The organism is Pseudomonas sp. W3I7 (genome assembly GCF_030816095.1).
GTDB classification, from domain to species: domain Bacteria; phylum Pseudomonadota; class Gammaproteobacteria; order Pseudomonadales; family Pseudomonadaceae; genus Aquipseudomonas; species Aquipseudomonas salomonii.
Genome location: NZ_JAUSXP010000001.1, coordinates 2,755,136 through 2,770,735 on the forward strand (window position 1 = coordinate 2,755,136; position 15,600 = coordinate 2,770,735).

12 protein-coding genes are annotated in these 15,600 nt (G+C 61.0%); 7 read left to right on the forward strand and 5 right to left on the reverse strand.

Annotated features, from left to right (window positions below; translation table 11 throughout):
• Window positions 1-344: 344 nt before the first annotated feature.
• Entirely contained in the window at window positions 345-1,019 is a 675-nt protein-coding gene (locus QF043_RS12870) for a TetR/AcrR family transcriptional regulator (protein ID WP_307418764.1), read from the reverse strand.
• Between the two features lie 163 nt (window positions 1,020-1,182).
• Between QF043_RS12870 and QF043_RS12875 the strand changes: the two genes are divergently transcribed.
• The 7 genes from QF043_RS12875 to QF043_RS12905 are packed head-to-tail and all read left to right on the forward strand — an operon-like array spanning window position 1,183 to window position 8,936.
• On the forward strand, window positions 1,183-1,608 hold the full coding sequence (locus QF043_RS12875; RefSeq protein WP_307418765.1) for a DUF2147 domain-containing protein: 426 nt from the start codon (window positions 1,183-1,185) through the stop codon (window positions 1,606-1,608).
• A gap of 26 nt (window positions 1,609-1,634) precedes the next feature.
• Entirely contained in the window at window positions 1,635-2,516 is an 882-nt protein-coding gene (locus tag QF043_RS12880) for a TorF family putative porin (protein ID WP_307418766.1), read from the forward strand.
• A gap of 10 nt (window positions 2,517-2,526) precedes the next feature.
• A complete protein-coding gene (locus tag QF043_RS12885) occupies window positions 2,527-4,155 on the forward strand; it encodes an FGGY-family carbohydrate kinase (RefSeq protein ID WP_307418767.1) in 1,629 nt (542 codons plus the stop codon).
• Complete coding sequence (locus tag QF043_RS12890) at window positions 4,152-4,829, forward strand: class II aldolase/adducin family protein (RefSeq protein ID WP_307418768.1); 678 nt, start codon at window positions 4,152-4,154, stop codon at window positions 4,827-4,829. Before QF043_RS12885 ends, QF043_RS12890 begins: the two co-directional genes overlap by 4 nt.
• On the forward strand, window positions 4,826-6,307 hold the full coding sequence (locus QF043_RS12895) for an aspartate aminotransferase family protein (RefSeq protein WP_307418769.1): 1,482 nt from the start codon (window positions 4,826-4,828) through the stop codon (window positions 6,305-6,307). Before QF043_RS12890 ends, QF043_RS12895 begins: the two co-directional genes overlap by 4 nt.
• A 10-nt stretch (window positions 6,308-6,317) precedes the next feature.
• Window positions 6,318-6,938, forward strand: coding sequence for a hypothetical protein (locus QF043_RS12900; RefSeq protein ID WP_307418770.1), 621 nt, complete (start codon window positions 6,318-6,320; stop codon window positions 6,936-6,938).
• A gap of 24 nt (window positions 6,939-6,962) precedes the next feature.
• Window positions 6,963-8,936, forward strand: a complete 1,974-nt coding sequence (locus QF043_RS12905) for an MFS transporter (RefSeq protein ID WP_307418771.1) — start codon at window positions 6,963-6,965, stop codon at window positions 8,934-8,936.
• Window positions 8,937-9,158: 222 nt separating this feature from the next.
• On the opposite strand, the gene QF043_RS12910 is transcribed toward QF043_RS12905, so the two are convergent.
• The 4 genes from QF043_RS12910 to QF043_RS12925 all read right to left on the reverse strand — a co-directional run bounded on the left by QF043_RS12910 (window position 9,159) and on the right by QF043_RS12925 (window position 15,600).
• Window positions 9,159-9,878 carry a type 1 glutamine amidotransferase gene (locus tag QF043_RS12910; RefSeq protein ID WP_307418772.1) on the reverse strand — a complete coding sequence of 240 codons (720 nt, stop codon included), beginning with the start codon at window positions 9,876-9,878 and terminating at the stop codon, window positions 9,159-9,161.
• 312 nt (window positions 9,879-10,190) lie between these two features.
• Window positions 10,191-11,420, reverse strand: a complete 1,230-nt coding sequence (locus QF043_RS12915) for an alginate lyase family protein (protein ID WP_307418773.1) — start codon at window positions 11,418-11,420, stop codon at window positions 10,191-10,193.
• Window positions 11,417-14,485 carry an efflux RND transporter permease subunit gene (locus QF043_RS12920; RefSeq protein ID WP_307418774.1) on the reverse strand — a complete coding sequence of 1,023 codons (3,069 nt, stop codon included), beginning with the start codon at window positions 14,483-14,485 and terminating at the stop codon, window positions 11,417-11,419. Before QF043_RS12920 ends, QF043_RS12915 begins: the two co-directional genes overlap by 4 nt.
• The gene (locus tag QF043_RS12925; RefSeq protein ID WP_307418775.1) at window positions 14,482-15,600 is read right to left on the reverse strand and encodes an efflux RND transporter periplasmic adaptor subunit; all 1,119 of its coding nucleotides are present in this window, start codon (window positions 15,598-15,600) and stop codon (window positions 14,482-14,484) included. The genes QF043_RS12920 and QF043_RS12925 overlap by 4 nt, the downstream gene beginning before the upstream one ends.

Here is a 15,600-nt window from a genome sequence, read left to right on the forward strand (position 1 = left end):
GCGGTTGCATGAGGATTCGCAAGGGCCTCCTGTGTGAGTGTTGCCTTGCAACTGGCCGTATAGTCGCCGGCGCATTGAGCGATCTTGGTTTTCTCCTCAAAGAATGGGAGAGGGCAACAGGAAATAAAGTTTTAACGCTGTGCATATCCCTCGACGAGTGGCGTACAGCGTGATCCCTCGGCGTAACAGCAACTGGCGCAATTTCTAACTTCTTCGCCATCACCAGTGCCGGGACAGGCGCAGCCGATAAGCCCTCAGCTCGTTGGCGGCCAATACGAACTGATGACGATGAAGGTGCGACCCGGCCGGGCAGCGGGTTCGCGCCGGCCATGGTCGTTCTCACCTCATGCGCTTGGAGCAGGCGCCAACCGGTCCAGATGGCTGACAATCATCGACGCGACCATAGCGCAGACGCTCTTGGGGTCCAGGGACTCGTCAAACAACAGTTCGATCGTGGCGTGAATCATCTCCACCGCGACACGGGCAGCGGTGGTCAGCTGTTGAGGATCGGCCTGTGGAAATAGCGCTGCGAGGATTTGCGCCTGTGCGGCGGACACCTTGCGGTGGGAGTTGAGCCGCACGTGCTCCAGTGCCGGTACGGCGCGCAAGCCCTTGAGAATCCACATGCCGCCCAGCGTCGCCTGGGTGACCCGGTAGGTGTCCAGGATCAGATCGGCGAGCGCCGACTCCAGAGCCTCGGGCGGTCCGGACAACAGCTGCGGAGTGATCCAGTTATCGATGAGCCCGTTCTGTTTTTCCAGCAGGCGCTCTCCCAATACCGTCAGCAGCGCGTACTTATTCGGAAAGTAGCGGTACAGCGCTGGCGGGGTCAGCCCGGCACATTCGCAGACCAGGTTGGTGGACAGACGTTCTATTCCCACATCACACAGGGTTTGCGCGGTTGCGACCAGAATCCGCTCGTAGGTCTCAGTGCTGCGCTGCTGTGCAGGCGGTTTTTTGTGTTCCTGTGTTTTCCCGGCGGTAGCGGCGCGGGCGCTGGCAGTGTTGGGCTTGGCCATAGATACCTGGCAATAAAAAGGTTGAAGAGTCAGCTTATCAAAATGAAAAAAAATGTTGCTGAGCTCGATAATGGTAGTTATAACTATCGTGTAGCGATGACTATCATAACCGATGCGTCGTTAGTGTGACGGTCTCTTAAAACAAAAAATACAGGTGATGACTATGAAGGCTCGGCAATGGCTTTTCCTTTCCCTGGCGCTGGTGTGCGCGTCCAGCGGTTATGCAGCAACGGGTCCACAAGAGGCCAAGGGCCTGTGGCTCACTTCGGAAAAGGACGCTGTGGTCAAGGTTGACGATTGCGCCGACAAGCCCGGCGCGCTGTGTGGAAAGGTGGTCTGGGTCAAGGACGTGGCCTCCACCACCAGCGATTGCGGCGTACAGATCATGCAACTGGAGCGTTTCGACCAGCAAGCGTGGCGCGATGGCTGGGTGTTCGACCCCCGTGATCATAAAAAATACAAAGGCGTCGTTCGGGTCAAAGAGGGAATCCTCAATGTCCGGGCTTTTGTCGGCACCGAGATTCTCGGCAAGACAGAGCAATTCGAACGCATTGCCTCACTGCCTCCTGCACCGGTTTGCACTTTGTAATCCGACCTTTCTTGTAGGAGAGCCCCATGCGCGCAACGACACACCATTATCTAATGGCCGCCTTGCTGTGGCCTGTTGTCAGCCCATCCCTGGCCTTCGCCGACGAAATGGCCAGTTATGCCATCGATGTCACGGCCAAGGCTGTATCCGACGTCCGCACGCGGGGCGTTTCGGACTCCTTGAATCATCCCGGCGCCCGCGTCACTGTTCAGGTTGCCCATGAAAGTGGCCTGGTCGCGCTTGCCGAGTTCACCACTGTCAGCAAAAAGCAATTTCTTGACGGTGATGGCCTGGGCGTCTTGCTCGCGGGTGGTTATCGCTTTGGCGATCCGGAAGCGTGGCACTACGGCGTGGGCCTGGCGGCGGAGATGTTCCCGGGGGCGCAGTTCAAGGCGCCGAACAAATTCGACTTCGACACCTTCACGCCCACCAATGAACGCACGACCAACTACAACAGCCAGTTCGCCGTGCTGGAAATCGGCTACGGTGCGCTGGAAGGTCGAGTCGCCAGGGTCTTGTCCAAGACCTATCGTGGCGCCAATACCGGAGGCGTGTGCGGGGCCCAGTTGCAGTTCCGCGACGATCCCACCAAGGGCCTGGAATGCTACGCCAAGGGCGACCGCAACTCCCGTGGCAGCCTGCTCTATGACCTGGACTACAAATACGCACTCGGCATGAACACCACGCTCAAGCTGCATGCGGGCTATCAGCAAATCGTCAATTTCTCCGAAGCGAACGCGGCGGACTACGACATTGGCCTGATCCATCACTTGTGGGGCTTCGATTGGGGGCTGGACTTTGTCACCGCCAAGACGCGCGCGCGCGAGTTGTACATGGCGGAGGACGACGGCCATGTGCGCGCCACGGATGAAAACCGTTGGGTCGCGTCGATTTCGCGTACTTTCTGAGTAGACCTTTATGACTTCGCTTTTCTTATCCCGGACGCCTCAGGCGGCCACCGGTCTGGAGCAACTCGTCCTCGCGGTGGACCTCGGCACCTCCGGTTGCAAGTGCGCCCTGGTTTCACTGGAAGGCGATATTCGCGCATGGGCGTTTCACAGCGTGCCGCTGCATGTGAACGGGTTGAGCGTCGAGCAGGCGCCGCAGGACTGGTGGGATGCCTTCCTGCGCGGCGCCAACGAACTGTTGGGCGCCGACCCCGTCAGGCGCCGCCAAGTGATCGCGGTGTGTTGTTCGACACAGAGCGAAGGCACGGTGTGCGTGGATCGGGACGGCACGGCCATTGGGCACGCGATGTTGTGGCTGGATAAACGCGGCGCCGGTGCGGTCAAAAAACGCATGGGAGGAGGGCGGTTCAGCCTGGCCGGGTACGGGCCGCTCAAACTCTGGCGGTCACTGCGCTTGACCGGTGGCGTGGCGTCTTTGTCCGGTATGGATTCGGCCGGGCACATGGCCTACATCCACGATCATGAGCCGCAGCGTTACGAGCGCACCCACAAGTTCCTCAACGTACTCGACTACATGAACCTGCGCCTGTCGGGTCGCTATTGCGCCACCAGTGACTCGATGTTGACCGCCTGGATCACCGACAACCGCGATCCCCACCGCATCCGTTACGACGACGGCCTGGTCAAGGCGCTGGGAATCGAGGCGGGCAAACTGCCTGAGCTGGTCCGCTCCACGGATGTTATCGGCACCTTACGCCCGGAGCTTGCCGAAGCGCTCGGTTTGGCGCGCACCACGCAAGTGGTAGCGGGCGCCGTCGACACCTCGGCGGTGGCCGTTGGCGCCACTGTCAGCGACTTTGCTCCACACCTGTATCTGGGCACTTCATCGTGGGTGGGCGCACACGTCCCCTTCAAGAAAACCAGCGTGCGTCACCACATTGCGGCGGTACCCAGTGCTGTCAACGGTCGCTACCTGGCGATGGCCATGCAGTCGGCGGCGGGCGCTAACCTTTCATTCCTGCGTGACAAGGTGCTGTACCACCCGGATGAGCTGCTCAGTGATGAACAGCAACCGGACGTCTACGCCTTGCTCGACCGCATCGCCGCGCGGGTGCCACCAGGTTCCAGAGGGTTGATCTACACACCCTGGTTGTGTGGCGAGCGCTCGCCGATCAGTGATCCGAGCCTGCGCGCCGGTTTGTTCAACCTGAAACTGGAGCACTCACGGGAAGACATTATTCGCGCCTTCATGGAAGGGGTCGCGCTCAATACGCGCTGGATGTTCGAACCGTTCGCGCGCTTCCTCGGCCAGCCCAGCGATGTGATCGTGGCCACCGGTGGCGGTGCCCAATCGGACGTGTGGTGCCAGATCATGGCTGACGTCTGTGGGCGCGTTATCCAGCAGCCGCAGAACGCCATCCAGACCAATGCACGCGGGGCGGCGTTCATTGCAGCGGTGGCGTTGGGCAAGCTGCAGTTCCACGACCTATCCAGTCTCAAACGCCCGCACCGCCTGTTTGAACCGTCCCGTGCCACTCGCGCGCTGTACGACGATCAATTCGCCACGTTCCAGGAGGTTCGCAAACGCCTTGCGCCCCTTTACCGACGCCTGAACCCTCCACAGGAGACTGCCTCATGAGTCATGTCCAAGAGCAAATCGTCGAGCTCTCGCAGCATTTGTGTCACCGCGGCTTTTTCGCGGCCACCGGCGGCAATCTCGCGTTGCGCATCGATGCGCAGCACATCGCCGTTACGCCGTCGGCCACCGACTATTTCACCATGCGCCCCGAGGACGTCTGCGTGCTGCGCCTCAAGGATCTGGCGCAGCTCTCCGGTGAACGTGCACCCACGGTCGAAAGCGGGTTGCATGCAAAAATCCTGCGGGCGCGCCCGGACGTGCAGTGCAGCATCCACACGCATCAACCCGTAGCCAGTGCTTGCACCTTGCTCGGCGAACCGATGGATGTGCCCAACCCTGAACTGTGGGATTCCTTGGGTAAACATATTCCCCTGGTCGGGTACGCACCTTCAGGCTCCAACTGGCTGGCCGGCAAGTTCGGCCGGGCCATTCGTTGGGATTACAACGCGTACCTGATGCGCAACCACGGGGTGTTGTGCTGTGGGCCGGATGTCGAGACAACCCTGTCGCGCCTTGAGGACCTCGAGACCTTTTGCCGTGACTACCTGTTACGCCAAATCACCGAACAGTCCCGGCAAAAATCACAGTCACCTGCCGCCGTCGCACGCCTGGTCGACGCACTGGTGCGTTCCAGCGCTGCCCAAGCCCACTCTTCTTCCGAGACCCCATCATGAACAAACCCCTTGATCCCATCACATTGCCTGCGCCGGCAGATTCAGCGGTTTCGCAATGGCCTGATGTCGACTCGCTGTATCGGCGTTTCGATGCGCTGGTCAAGCAGCCGATTCGCCCCTTGAAGCGTGAGGCGCTGAACAAGGTCATGGGCTACTTCGACGAGCGCTGCCAGGGTTCGAGGCGGCTTGCCGAGGAGGCCAAGCAATTCATACCGGGGGGCGTGCAGCATAACCTCGCGTTCAATCACCCGTTCCCACTCGCCATCGCCCAGGCCAAGGGCGCGCATCTGACCGATGTGGACGGCAACCGCTATATCGATTTTCTACAGGCCGGCGGTCCGACTTTGCTGGGCTCCAACCATCCGGCGATTCGTGAGCAGGTCAACCGGATCCTCGACGACTGCGGGCCGGTCACCGGCCTGTTGCATGAATACGAGGTGAAGCTGGCGCAGTTGGTCTGCGAAGTGATGCCCGGCGTCGACATGGTGCGCCTGCTCGGCTCCGGTACCGAGGCGGTCATGGCGGCGGTGCGTTTGGCGCGTGCCTATACCCGCAAGAAATGGGTGATCAAGATCGGCGGGGCGTATCACGGCTGGAGTGACCAGTTGGTATACGGCATGCGGTTGCCGGGCACCGGCCGTATGGAGGCCGTCGGCATTCCACGCGGCGCCACGGCCCACACCCAGGAAAGCCCACCGAATAACCTGGAGGCGTTGCGTCGGCGCTTGCAGATCAACCGCCTGCGCGGCGGCACGGCGGCGATCATGGTGGAGCCCTTCGGCCCGGAAAGTGGCACGCGTCCGGTGCACCCGGACTTCAACCGCCAACTGCGCAAGCTGTGCGATGAGTTCGACACGCTGCTGATTTTCGACGAGGTGGTCACCGGCTTCCGCGCCGGTTTGGGCGGCGCCCAAGGGTATTTCAACGTGATGCCGGACATCACCGTATTGGGCAAATGCCTGACCGGTGGTTACCCCATGGCCGGGGCGATCGGTGGGCGTAGAGATGTCATGCAATTGCTCGCCGGCGGCATCGGCACCAGTGCACGGCGCGCATTTGTCGGAGGCACGTTGTCGGCCAACCCGTTGTCCTGCGTCGCGGGTTACTACGCCTTGATCGAGGCGCGCAAACTGAATGCGCCGGCGTTGGCGGGACGCGCGGGCGACCGTATGCGCAAGGGGCTGGACGAAATCATTAACCGTCGTGGCTTACCGTATGTGGCCTATAACATGGGCTCGATCGTGCACCTGCAAACCTCAGGCGTGTTGTTGCTCGATACCAGCAACCCGCTCAAGTTGCTGCGTGCACGTAACGAAGCCAAGTCGCGCAAGCACATGATGGAAGAGATGGGGGCTGCTTATACAGCCCACGGGGTGATTACGCTGGCCGGCAGTCGGATCTATACCAGCCTGGCGGATACCGACGACGTCATCGACGACGCGCTCGAGCGATTCGACGCCGTCTTTCAACTGGTGTGAGGTGAGCGTGATGCAGGATGTACTGCGGCAACAATGGCTGGAAATCCGGCAACGGCTGGCGGGTCTGGTGCAGGAGGGGAGCAGTTTTTCCTTGCGCATACCGGGCGAGCAAAGCATGTGGTGGGGCCTGTTGGATGACTTGGCCCCCACTCACGTCGATTGGCCGGTGCATGTGCTGGGTGACAGCCAGACCCACCAGGCGATCTACCGTGCCCGGAGTGACGTCGGCGCCATTTTGCTGGGCGGAGGGGATTTCGCCCAGCGCTTGGCAGACTTTGGCGGGGTCATGCCCATTCTGTTTGATGAGCAGGCACGGCATATTGGCCATATGGGTGCGCCGGCGGCGTCAGTCTACGACATTCCCGGCGCCTTGCAGCGGGGTGGCAATGCCGTGTTGATCAAGGGCGTACCCGCGACCCTGGGCACCACCGGTACCCGAATGGCGATGAATGCGCAGCTGTTTGAAAAGTGCGCCAAGGCCTTCACCCTCGCCAGAGCGTCTGGCGCCAAGATGACGCTGTTGCCCTGGTGGGTGGTGTTGGTTGCCAACGGCCGACTGATGAAAGATGAAAAGCGCGCGACGCAATGTTTTGCCCGAGGCGAGATTCCGCCGGAAAACCGTGGTTACTGAAACCCCTTCAAGAGGTGTAACGCCATGCACATGCCGTCCGCTGTTTCCCGTAAACAACTGAGTGTCGCCTTGGCGTTGGGCTCTATCGCCGTGTTGATGGTGGGGCTGCAACCCTTGTTGCTGGGAGAGTTGCTGGCGCAAAACCGCCTCTCACTTGAGGGTGTCGGCTTGGTCGCCATGGGTGAAATTCTGTCGTTGGGGTTGGGCGTAGTACTGGGCGATTTGCTGCGTTCGGTGTTCAGTCTGCGAGTGATCACGGTCGTCGCCATCCTGGCAGCATCGGGGATGGACCTGATCACGGCCAATACCACTGGCGATGGGGCCCTGGCACTGACCCGGGCCCTGGCCGGATTGGCCGAAGGCCTGCTGTTATGGGGCACCGTCAACCTGGTCATCCAGGGGCCCGCGCCTGATCGTGTGGCGGGTGTGTTCATGGTGGTGCAGACACTGGGCCAGGCAGCGGTAGCCGCTGTGTTGGCATATTGGGTACTGCCCATTCAGAGCACATTGTCTTACGGTTTTGTGTTTCTGGGAGCCCTCACGGCTGCTTCGTTGCTGTTGGTCCGCTGGCAACCCATTCGACTGACGAATCAGCAAGTAGAGCACGCGGAAAAATCCAAGTTCGGTTGGGGCCTTAACCACGTGCTACTGCTGGGATTGGCCTTTATGCAGCTCAGCGCCATAGGTGGGCTCTGGGCTTACCTGGAGCCATTGAGCAAATACGTGGGAATGGATGCGCAAAGCGCACAATTGCTCGTTTCTGGCACGTTACTGATGCAGGTGTTGGGCGGGTGCTTGGGGATTATCCTGGTGCGTCGAGTCTCGGACTATTCAATGCTGGCGGTCGCCGCTTCGCTGTTGGGTGGCATCGCGCTGGGGATGTATTTTTCGGCTGATCTGGGCGTCAGGGTATTCCTGCTGTTGTGCGGCGCGTTTGGCTTGATCTGGCTGATGTTGACGCCGTTCCAGGTGCGTATCGCGTTGCAACTTGATCGCTCGGGGCGGATAGCGGCGCTGGTTCCAGGCATGCAACTACTGGGGAGCGCCTTCGGCCCGTTGATGGCGTCGCAGTGGGTAGTGGGGGAGAACGCGGAGTACGTGTTGCTGGTCAGTGCCATATTCTCGCTGATTGCACTGACCCTGGTGGGGTTGCTGCGCCGATGCCCCGCGAGCAAGCCCGTCAGTTTTGCGCGCAAAGTGGTGCTGGTGGTAGGCGCGTCCTCCGGCATGGGGCGGGGCCTGGCGGTGCGTCTGGCACAGGAGGGGGCCTGGGTGGTGGCCACCGCTCGGCGCAAGGACCTGCTGGATGATCTGCAACGGGAAATCACACTCCAGGGCGGCAAATGCCTTGTCTCGGCGGTGGATGCCCTGGATGAGCAGGCGGCGGCTAGCCTGGTGGATGAAATCGTCGAGCTGTATGGCCGCCTCGACGTGGTCGTGCTCAACGCCGGCGGAGCACCCGCGCTGGATATGCGCGAGATGAAAGCCGCAGATGTCACGGCGTATATGCGCTCGAACTACGACGTGGTGGTCAACTACCTGTTCCCGGCCCTGGAGCAGATGAGCCGCCAGGGGTATGGTTTTGTGGTGCACACCAATTCACTCGCGGGTTTTCTCGGTGTGACTTTGCAGGGTCCGTACAGCGCCGCCAAGGGCGCACTGCGCTTGTTGATAGATACGTGCCGCATCGAGTTCGGTGGCCGTGGCATTCGTTTTCTATCGCTCTACCCAGGGTTTGTCGCCACCGCGCAAACCGCCAACGATGGTATGCCGGCACCGCTGGAAATATCCGAGGCCGTGGCGGTCGACCATATGCTGTACGCCATGCGCAGCCGCCGATGGGATTATTTGTTTCCCTGGCCGATGAGGTGGGTGATCCGCCTGGCCAGGGTGCTGCCCAAGTCGGTCACGTTGTGGGTGTTGCGTAAGGAATTGCCAGGCGCGCAGGCGGTTGACAGGCGTTATGAGCCGGCCGTGTCGCTGAATAAAACCGGCTGATCCTCAGCGCTGGCACTGCTCGCTCGGCAAGGTACCCGTCCACCGTTTAAACGCCCGGCGCAGCACGCGGGCGTCGCTGTAGCCGAGGGTGTGAGCGGTTTTACAGGTGCAGCACCTTGAATCGGGCAAGTTGACTGCCGTTATCCATCCGACAATGGGCCAAGACGATGCGCACGACACCCGGTAAAAACTGTGGAGAGTTTTACCTGTTCTATTTGAGCCCTATTGGGCCAGGTAATCAGCAACGAGCTTGTCCAAAAATAGGAATAGTTTCTGGTTCATCTCGTCGTAGTTGTTCTGCCGCAATGCTGCTGGCTGTTGGACAAACCTGCGGTCAGTCAATGTCGCCAGTTCCGTTTCAGAGGCTTGGATCAACAATTCCACGACGTCTTGGGTGAGTTCCATATGGCACTGAAAGCCATATACCAAGTTGCTGTACTCAACGATCTGGCGCGGGCAGCCTTCACTGTACGCAATGATCTTGGCATTCCCGGTGAGGCCAGGCATGTCGTTGTGCCAATGACCGACATCCAGAGTCTTGCCGAAATGGGAAAACTTTGGATTCGCCAAGCCTTCCTCGGTCAGGTGAATGGGAAATTTGCCGATTTCTTTCTCGGGGCTGTGTGCGAAAGGCGCATTCAGCGCTTCGCCGATCAGTTGCGAACCCAGGCAAACACCGACGACCGCACGACCGCTTGTGATGGCTTTGTTTATGAGTTCGCGCTCGGCCAACGCGTTGAAATGGGCGCATTGCTCAAGCGATGTGCCAGGGTCCTGGGGCCCGCCTAGCACAACCAAGAGGTCGAACGAGGCGGCGTCGTCCGGGAGGACGGCATATTCGTATACGCGTGAATAGGTTGCTTGATAACCCCGGGCGTTTACCCAGTTCTCGAACGCACCCGGTGCTTCGAAGGACTCGTGCATCACAAAATGGACTTTCAACGTTTTACCCTCAGGTTCCAGATAGGTTCAAGGTGACTTCAGAACATAGGGTGATCTTAATGACACAGTGTGTCATGCGCAAGTAAAGTGTCATGACTTTCAAGGCGCGGGGTTCGATGGCGGTGCAGCTGCGAATTGTGCGCAAGAAGCTGGAAATAACCCTGGAGCAACGGGCCGCGCTCACTCGGCCACTCTGCTTTCAAGGAGCACCTGGGAGAGTCATGTCTTCTCCCACTGGAATACATCAACTCAGGCTGGCAGTGCCGTATTGAGCCGCAGTCGTGGTTGCCGTAAAGGCGCATTGATGAATTTTCAGGGCACCAGTTCACTGGCTGACAGACCGTATTCGCTCAACGAGTAGAGCAATGTTCCATACCCCAGTTGGTCATATCCACCACTGTTTGGACCGTAATCCCCGCCACCCCCTTCTACCTGGACTTTATGCGCGAAGGCTTTCACGTTCGGCGCTTTTAGGCCTTTAAGCACGACGTAGTGGTTGTAGAGCAGTTCCCAGATCGGACTGATGTCGCCGCGATGCTTTGCCGAAATAACGGTTTGCTGGAAACCGCTGTTGATAAAAGGTGTAAACGGCACGTCCTGGCCCAGGTTGTATTTGGCCACATACTCGGCGCCTTGCAGCACGCGGTTGTTCTGATAGCCGAATAGATCATCGCCCTGACTCCAGGCCATTTGGCAGAAACTGCCGAGCAAGGCAATATCAAGCAGGGTGTGCGCCTGGTCACGCCCGCTTTCCTGGACCTGGCCGAGACCATTGCCGTAGAGCTTCCACACCACGTGTTCAATGGAACCGTTGCCGGCGCCATGTTTGAAGTAGTTGACTGCTTCATCATAGATATCGCGGCGGTCGGTCAGCACGCCAATTGCCAGCATCGCGTTCATGTTGGCCAGGTCCCAGTTCGCCCAATAATGGTCGACCAGCGCGTTATTGTGATGCACCAGGAAATCATGGTTCATCGGGTAAAAGACCGTGAGCATCATGTGCTGGAACTGACGAAAGTCCGCAGCCTTCCACTTTGAATAACCGCGCAATAATTCTGCGGCATTGGCGAACTGGTAACCGTACAGGCCTGATGCCAGGAATCGGTCCGAGGTGCCCTCAATGGCCGTGAGGGTGGTGGACCACTGGTTCAACAACGCCACGGCTTTGTCGGCATACGCGGGGTCGCCGGATATCTGCCAGCGCAGGGCCAATGCGTACGCGGCGGCGGCGTCGTTGAATAACCTGGCATAGTTTTCCGGATGCTGACCCTCCGCGCCCCGATACACCACCGCGACGGGGCTCGGGTTCCAGGCCAGTGATGCGTGCCGGTTGGCAGTCAGCTTCTGCCAACCGGCCAGCCACGGCTGATTATGGTTGGCCAGTTTTTCGCGGATGCGTATGAAGTCCTGTTCGGTCTGCAACAGGCCTGGGTGGACGAACGCGGAGGCTTGAGCGCCGATACTCATCGACAGCGCGCTAAGCAGCACGGCCCCGAGGGTTATGCGCTTGATAGTGCGCTTTGCCTTCAACGAAAAATTCATGGTGTGTTCGCCTTGATGTGTGAATGTTTACGCGGTGTGAACAGCAATACGTACAGCACGGGGATCAACCCCAGAGTGACCAACGTGCCCAGCGCCAGGCCGCCCATCAGCGTGATCGCCATGCCTTTCCACAGCGGCCCGGCAAACAGCATCAACGGCACCAGCCCGATAATGCAGGTCAGTTTGGTCATGACGATGGGGCGCAGGCGTTTCACGGCGGCATTCACCACCGCTTCGTACACCGGCAGGCCCTCGTGGAGTTCGGCCTCGATACGCTCGAGCAGCAACACGGCGTTGTTCACGATGATCCCCGCCAGGGACAACAGCCCGAAGGTGGCCATGAAGCCGAACGGGTAGCCGGTGATCAGCAGCGCAACAGCCACGCCGATCAGGACGAAGGGGATCGCCGAGACCACAATCAGCAGCTTGCGAAACGAATTGAACTGCCAGACGAACAGCAACAGCATGGCGATCAGCGCGTGGGGCAGGTATTGCAGCAACGCCTGGTTGGCATCCGCCGAGTCTTCGATTTCACCGCCCAGTTCAATGCGATAGCCCGGCGGCAGGGGCAGCGCCGCTACTTGCGGTGCCAACTGCTCGACGATGGAAGTCGCCGTCAAAGACGGGTTATGCCCGACCACGGTAATGGCGCGTTCCTGATTGCGCCGCATCAGCGTCGAAGGTTCGCTCGACGCGACGATACGGGCTACGGCTGACAGAGGCACGGGCGTAGAGCCGTCGGCCGGGTAGACCAGGATGCCGCGCAGATCGGGGCAGGCATCGCTTGTCGTCGACGGCTCACGCACCACCAGCGGGACGCGGGTTTGGTTGTCCTGCAACGACGACACCTGGAGTCCGCCGAAATGCAGTTGCAACGCCTGGGCAATGGCTTGAGTGTCGACACCGGCGCGGCGCGCGCTGTGCTGGTCGACCTCGACGGTATACCGCGCCAGGCGCGTGCTCCAGTCATCGCGCACATCCAGTGTGCCTGGCACGTCACGCAGGGCTTTTTCGATCTGACCGGCGAGGCTGCGCAATACCTGTTCGTCCGGGCCCAGCACGCGATAGATCGCGACACCGGCCTCGGTGGTGCCCAGGGAAAAACGCTTGGGCTCGCCGCGCACTTCCGGGTGTTGCTCGAGCAGATAGCGGCGGGTATTGGCGATCACCGCATCGATATCCGTACCGGCCTTGACGCTGACGGTGAAGTACGCGGTTTCCGGTGCCGGCAAAGGCGGGTTGAGGCCCAGAACGATACGCGGCCCGCCATCGCCCACGTAGCCGATGCTGTCGGCCACCTGGGGTTCCTTGCTCAGCCACAGGCTGATCTCGCGCACGCTCTGCAAGGTCTTGCGCGAACCGCTGCCGGGCTCCAGGGTGATGGGCACCTGGAACTGCAAGCGGTCCGACTGAGGCAGAAAGTCATAGGGCACGCGCATCAGTTCGAAGATCGCGGCGGCGAGTAACACCAGCATGGCCATCAAAAACAGCGCTTTGTGCTGCAGCACCCGGCGGATGACCGCCCGATAGCCACGGTAAAAACCACTGTCGTAACTGTCCTCTGCCGTGTCCTGAGGAGCGGCTTTGGCGAAATACAGGCACAGCAGCGGCGTGACGGTGATACTTAACAACCACGAGCCGAGCAGCGTCAGCGCCAGCACGACAGCCAGTGAACGCAGGTATTCATTGGTGCTGGTCTGACCGAGGAAGAACGGCGAGAAGGCCAGCACAATCACCAGCGACGAGGTCAGCAATGGAATCGCCAGGGTACGCCCGGCATCCTCGCAGGCTTGGCGTCGATCCTCACCGGCATGCAGTCGGCGCTCGATGTCCTCGGCAATCACAATGCCGTTGTCCACCAGCAGGCCCAGGGCGAGGATAATCGCGGCGATGGACACGGTTTGCAGCTCGACCCCGAGCATGCGCATGGCGATCAACGTACCGAGGATGGTCAGCGGCACAATCGCGCCCACCACCAACCCCGTGCGCCAGCCCAGGAACAGCATGACCACGGCCATGACGATGACCACGGTCTCGATCATCACATGCTTCATCTTGGCCATCTGCTGATCGACCACATCCGCCTGGAACGTCACCCTATGGGTGCTGAAACCCACCGGCAGTTGCTGCTCCAGCTGGGCCAAGCGCTCGCGCAAGGCCACGCCGAATTGATGAACGTTCTGTCCTGGCGCCATCGACACTGCCAGCACCACGGCGTCCTGGCCTTGATATACCGCAGCGGTCTGGGGTGGATCGGTAGCCATTACCGAGATCTGCGCGATGGCGCCGAGGGCCACCGACTGCGCGGTGCCGTCTGCGCCGGGCAGTTGGATCGGCAACTGGCGCAGTTGCTCCACGCTGAGCACTTCGCCGGTGACGGTCAGGGTGGTGATTTGCCCGCCAATGTCGGCGATACCGCCGGGGGCCAACACATTCTGTTGCTGCAATTGCTGGAACAGTTGTTGAGGAGACAAGCCCAGCCCCGCCAGGCGCTGCGGGTTGAAGTCGATCGACAGCTGCTGGTCCTGCACGCCGTGCAGCGTCACCTGGCCGATGCCGGGCAACCCGCCCAACTGGTCGCGCAGGCGCTTGAGCGGTCCGCGCATCTCGCTCATGCTGTAGCCGGGCGCGGTAATCGCGATGGACGCCACGGCGACACGCCCGAAATTATCGTCGACAAACGGCCCCTGGGTGCCCGCTGGAAAGCTGGCGCCGGCCTCGGCGACTTTATTGCGTACCTGCTGCCACAGCACGCCCAGGTCCTTGATTTCATCGCGGGCTGTCACCTGGATGATCACACTGCCAGGGTGGATGGTGGTCACGATGTTTTTGATCTGCGACAGCTCGCGCAGTTTTTCTTCGGTGGGGCGGGCCAGCAACTCCTCGGCGCGTTCGCTGGGCAGGCCGGGGAATTGGATGCTCACCAGTGCGTCGCGGATCGTCACCGAGGGCTCTTCCTGGGTCGGAAAGCTCAGGAACGTGGCCACGCCTGCGAGCAGGATCAGCAGGGCAGTGAATAACGTCAGGCGGCTTGCGCCCAAAGCGTGACGGGTCAGGTTGATCATTCGGGCGTGCTCAAACGGCTGGAGGGCGAGAGCAGGTTGACGGGCTGGCCGTCGGTGAGGAACGCCACGCCGGTGACGACCACTTGCTCGCCGTCCTTGAGGCCGTTGTCGATGGCGACACGGCCTTGGTCGATCAAGCCGATCCGGATCTCACGCAGGGCGACCTTGCCCTGGGCCGGGTCATAGACGAATACCTGCACCTGGCTGGCGTCGCCACCCATGCGCAGCGCCTGGGTCGGAATCGACAGCGTGAGCGCGGCGGGCGCCGCCAACCGTACGTTGAGGTTTACGCCGCTGGGGAGCGCGAGGTCGCGGGCGTTCAGGCGGAAACGCGCGCTTTGCAACAGGCCGTTCTGTGCACGCGTCGATACGCCTTCAAGTATCAGCGGCAGGGTTGAGCCGGGTGCTGCCGGGTCGTTGGCGACGGCGTGGTCGCCAGGCTTGAGGCCGGCGGCCTGTTCCACCGGGATTTGCACGATGACCTGCAACGCGCCGCCGGCCTCCAGTTCCATCACCACTTGGCCGGGCGACAACTCGCTGTACAACTGCGCGGGTCTGGCCACGACGCGGCCATCAAACGGCGCGACGAGTTGGCCCTGGCGTTGATCGCGTCGTACGAGGTCCAGCGCCGCCTCATCGGCGGTCTGCTGTGCAACGGCGGCCTGCCACGCGGCGTCGGCTTGCTCCACGGCGCTGGCCGCGACGCTGCCCTGGGCGAATAGCTGTTGCTGGCGGACCTTGTTGCGCCTGCGCTCGCCGGTTTGCGCCACGCTGGCTAACAAGGCCGCTTGCGATTGTTTCAGACGTAACCGCACGGCTGCAGTGTCCAGGCTTGCCAGCACCTGGCCTTGTTTTACGCTATCGCCGACGTCCACGTTCAACATCACCAACCGGCCCGCGCCTTCGAAGGCCAGGGCCGCGCGTTGGCGGTGGCGCACCACACCGGTCAACGGCGCAGCGTCGACCTCTGTGGCGTGCACGGTGGTGACTTTGACGGACCTTATCGCCGGCTCTGGCACCGGTTCCTGGCGCGAACAGGCCGCCACCATCAGGCAGGCAACGCCGAGCAGCAGGGGACGGCCCCAAGGACGGAAAAACTGAGCAAAACCCTGCAT

Coding starts and splice junctions, on each gene's coding strand:
- QF043_RS12870 (WP_307418764.1), bottom strand. CDS start 1,019: ATGGCCAAGCCCAACACTGCCAGCGCCCGCGCCGCTACCGCCGGGAAA.
- QF043_RS12905 (WP_307418771.1), top strand. CDS start 6,963: ATGCACATGCCGTCCGCTGTTTCCCGTAAACAACTGAGTGTCGCCTTG.
- QF043_RS12890 (WP_307418768.1), top strand. CDS start 4,152: ATGAGTCATGTCCAAGAGCAAATCGTCGAGCTCTCGCAGCATTTGTGT.
- QF043_RS12875 (WP_307418765.1), top strand. CDS start 1,183: ATGAAGGCTCGGCAATGGCTTTTCCTTTCCCTGGCGCTGGTGTGCGCG.
- QF043_RS12895 (WP_307418769.1), top strand. CDS start 4,826: ATGAACAAACCCCTTGATCCCATCACATTGCCTGCGCCGGCAGATTCA.
- QF043_RS12880 (WP_307418766.1), top strand. CDS start 1,635: ATGCGCGCAACGACACACCATTATCTAATGGCCGCCTTGCTGTGGCCT.
- QF043_RS12885 (WP_307418767.1), top strand. CDS start 2,527: ATGACTTCGCTTTTCTTATCCCGGACGCCTCAGGCGGCCACCGGTCTG.
- QF043_RS12920 (WP_307418774.1), bottom strand. CDS start 14,485: ATGATCAACCTGACCCGTCACGCTTTGGGCGCAAGCCGCCTGACGTTA.
- QF043_RS12925 (WP_307418775.1), bottom strand. CDS start 15,600: ATGCAGGGTTTTGCTCAGTTTTTCCGTCCTTGGGGCCGTCCCCTGCTG.
- QF043_RS12900 (WP_307418770.1), top strand. CDS start 6,318: ATGCAGGATGTACTGCGGCAACAATGGCTGGAAATCCGGCAACGGCTG.
- QF043_RS12915 (WP_307418773.1), bottom strand. CDS start 11,420: ATGAATTTTTCGTTGAAGGCAAAGCGCACTATCAAGCGCATAACCCTC.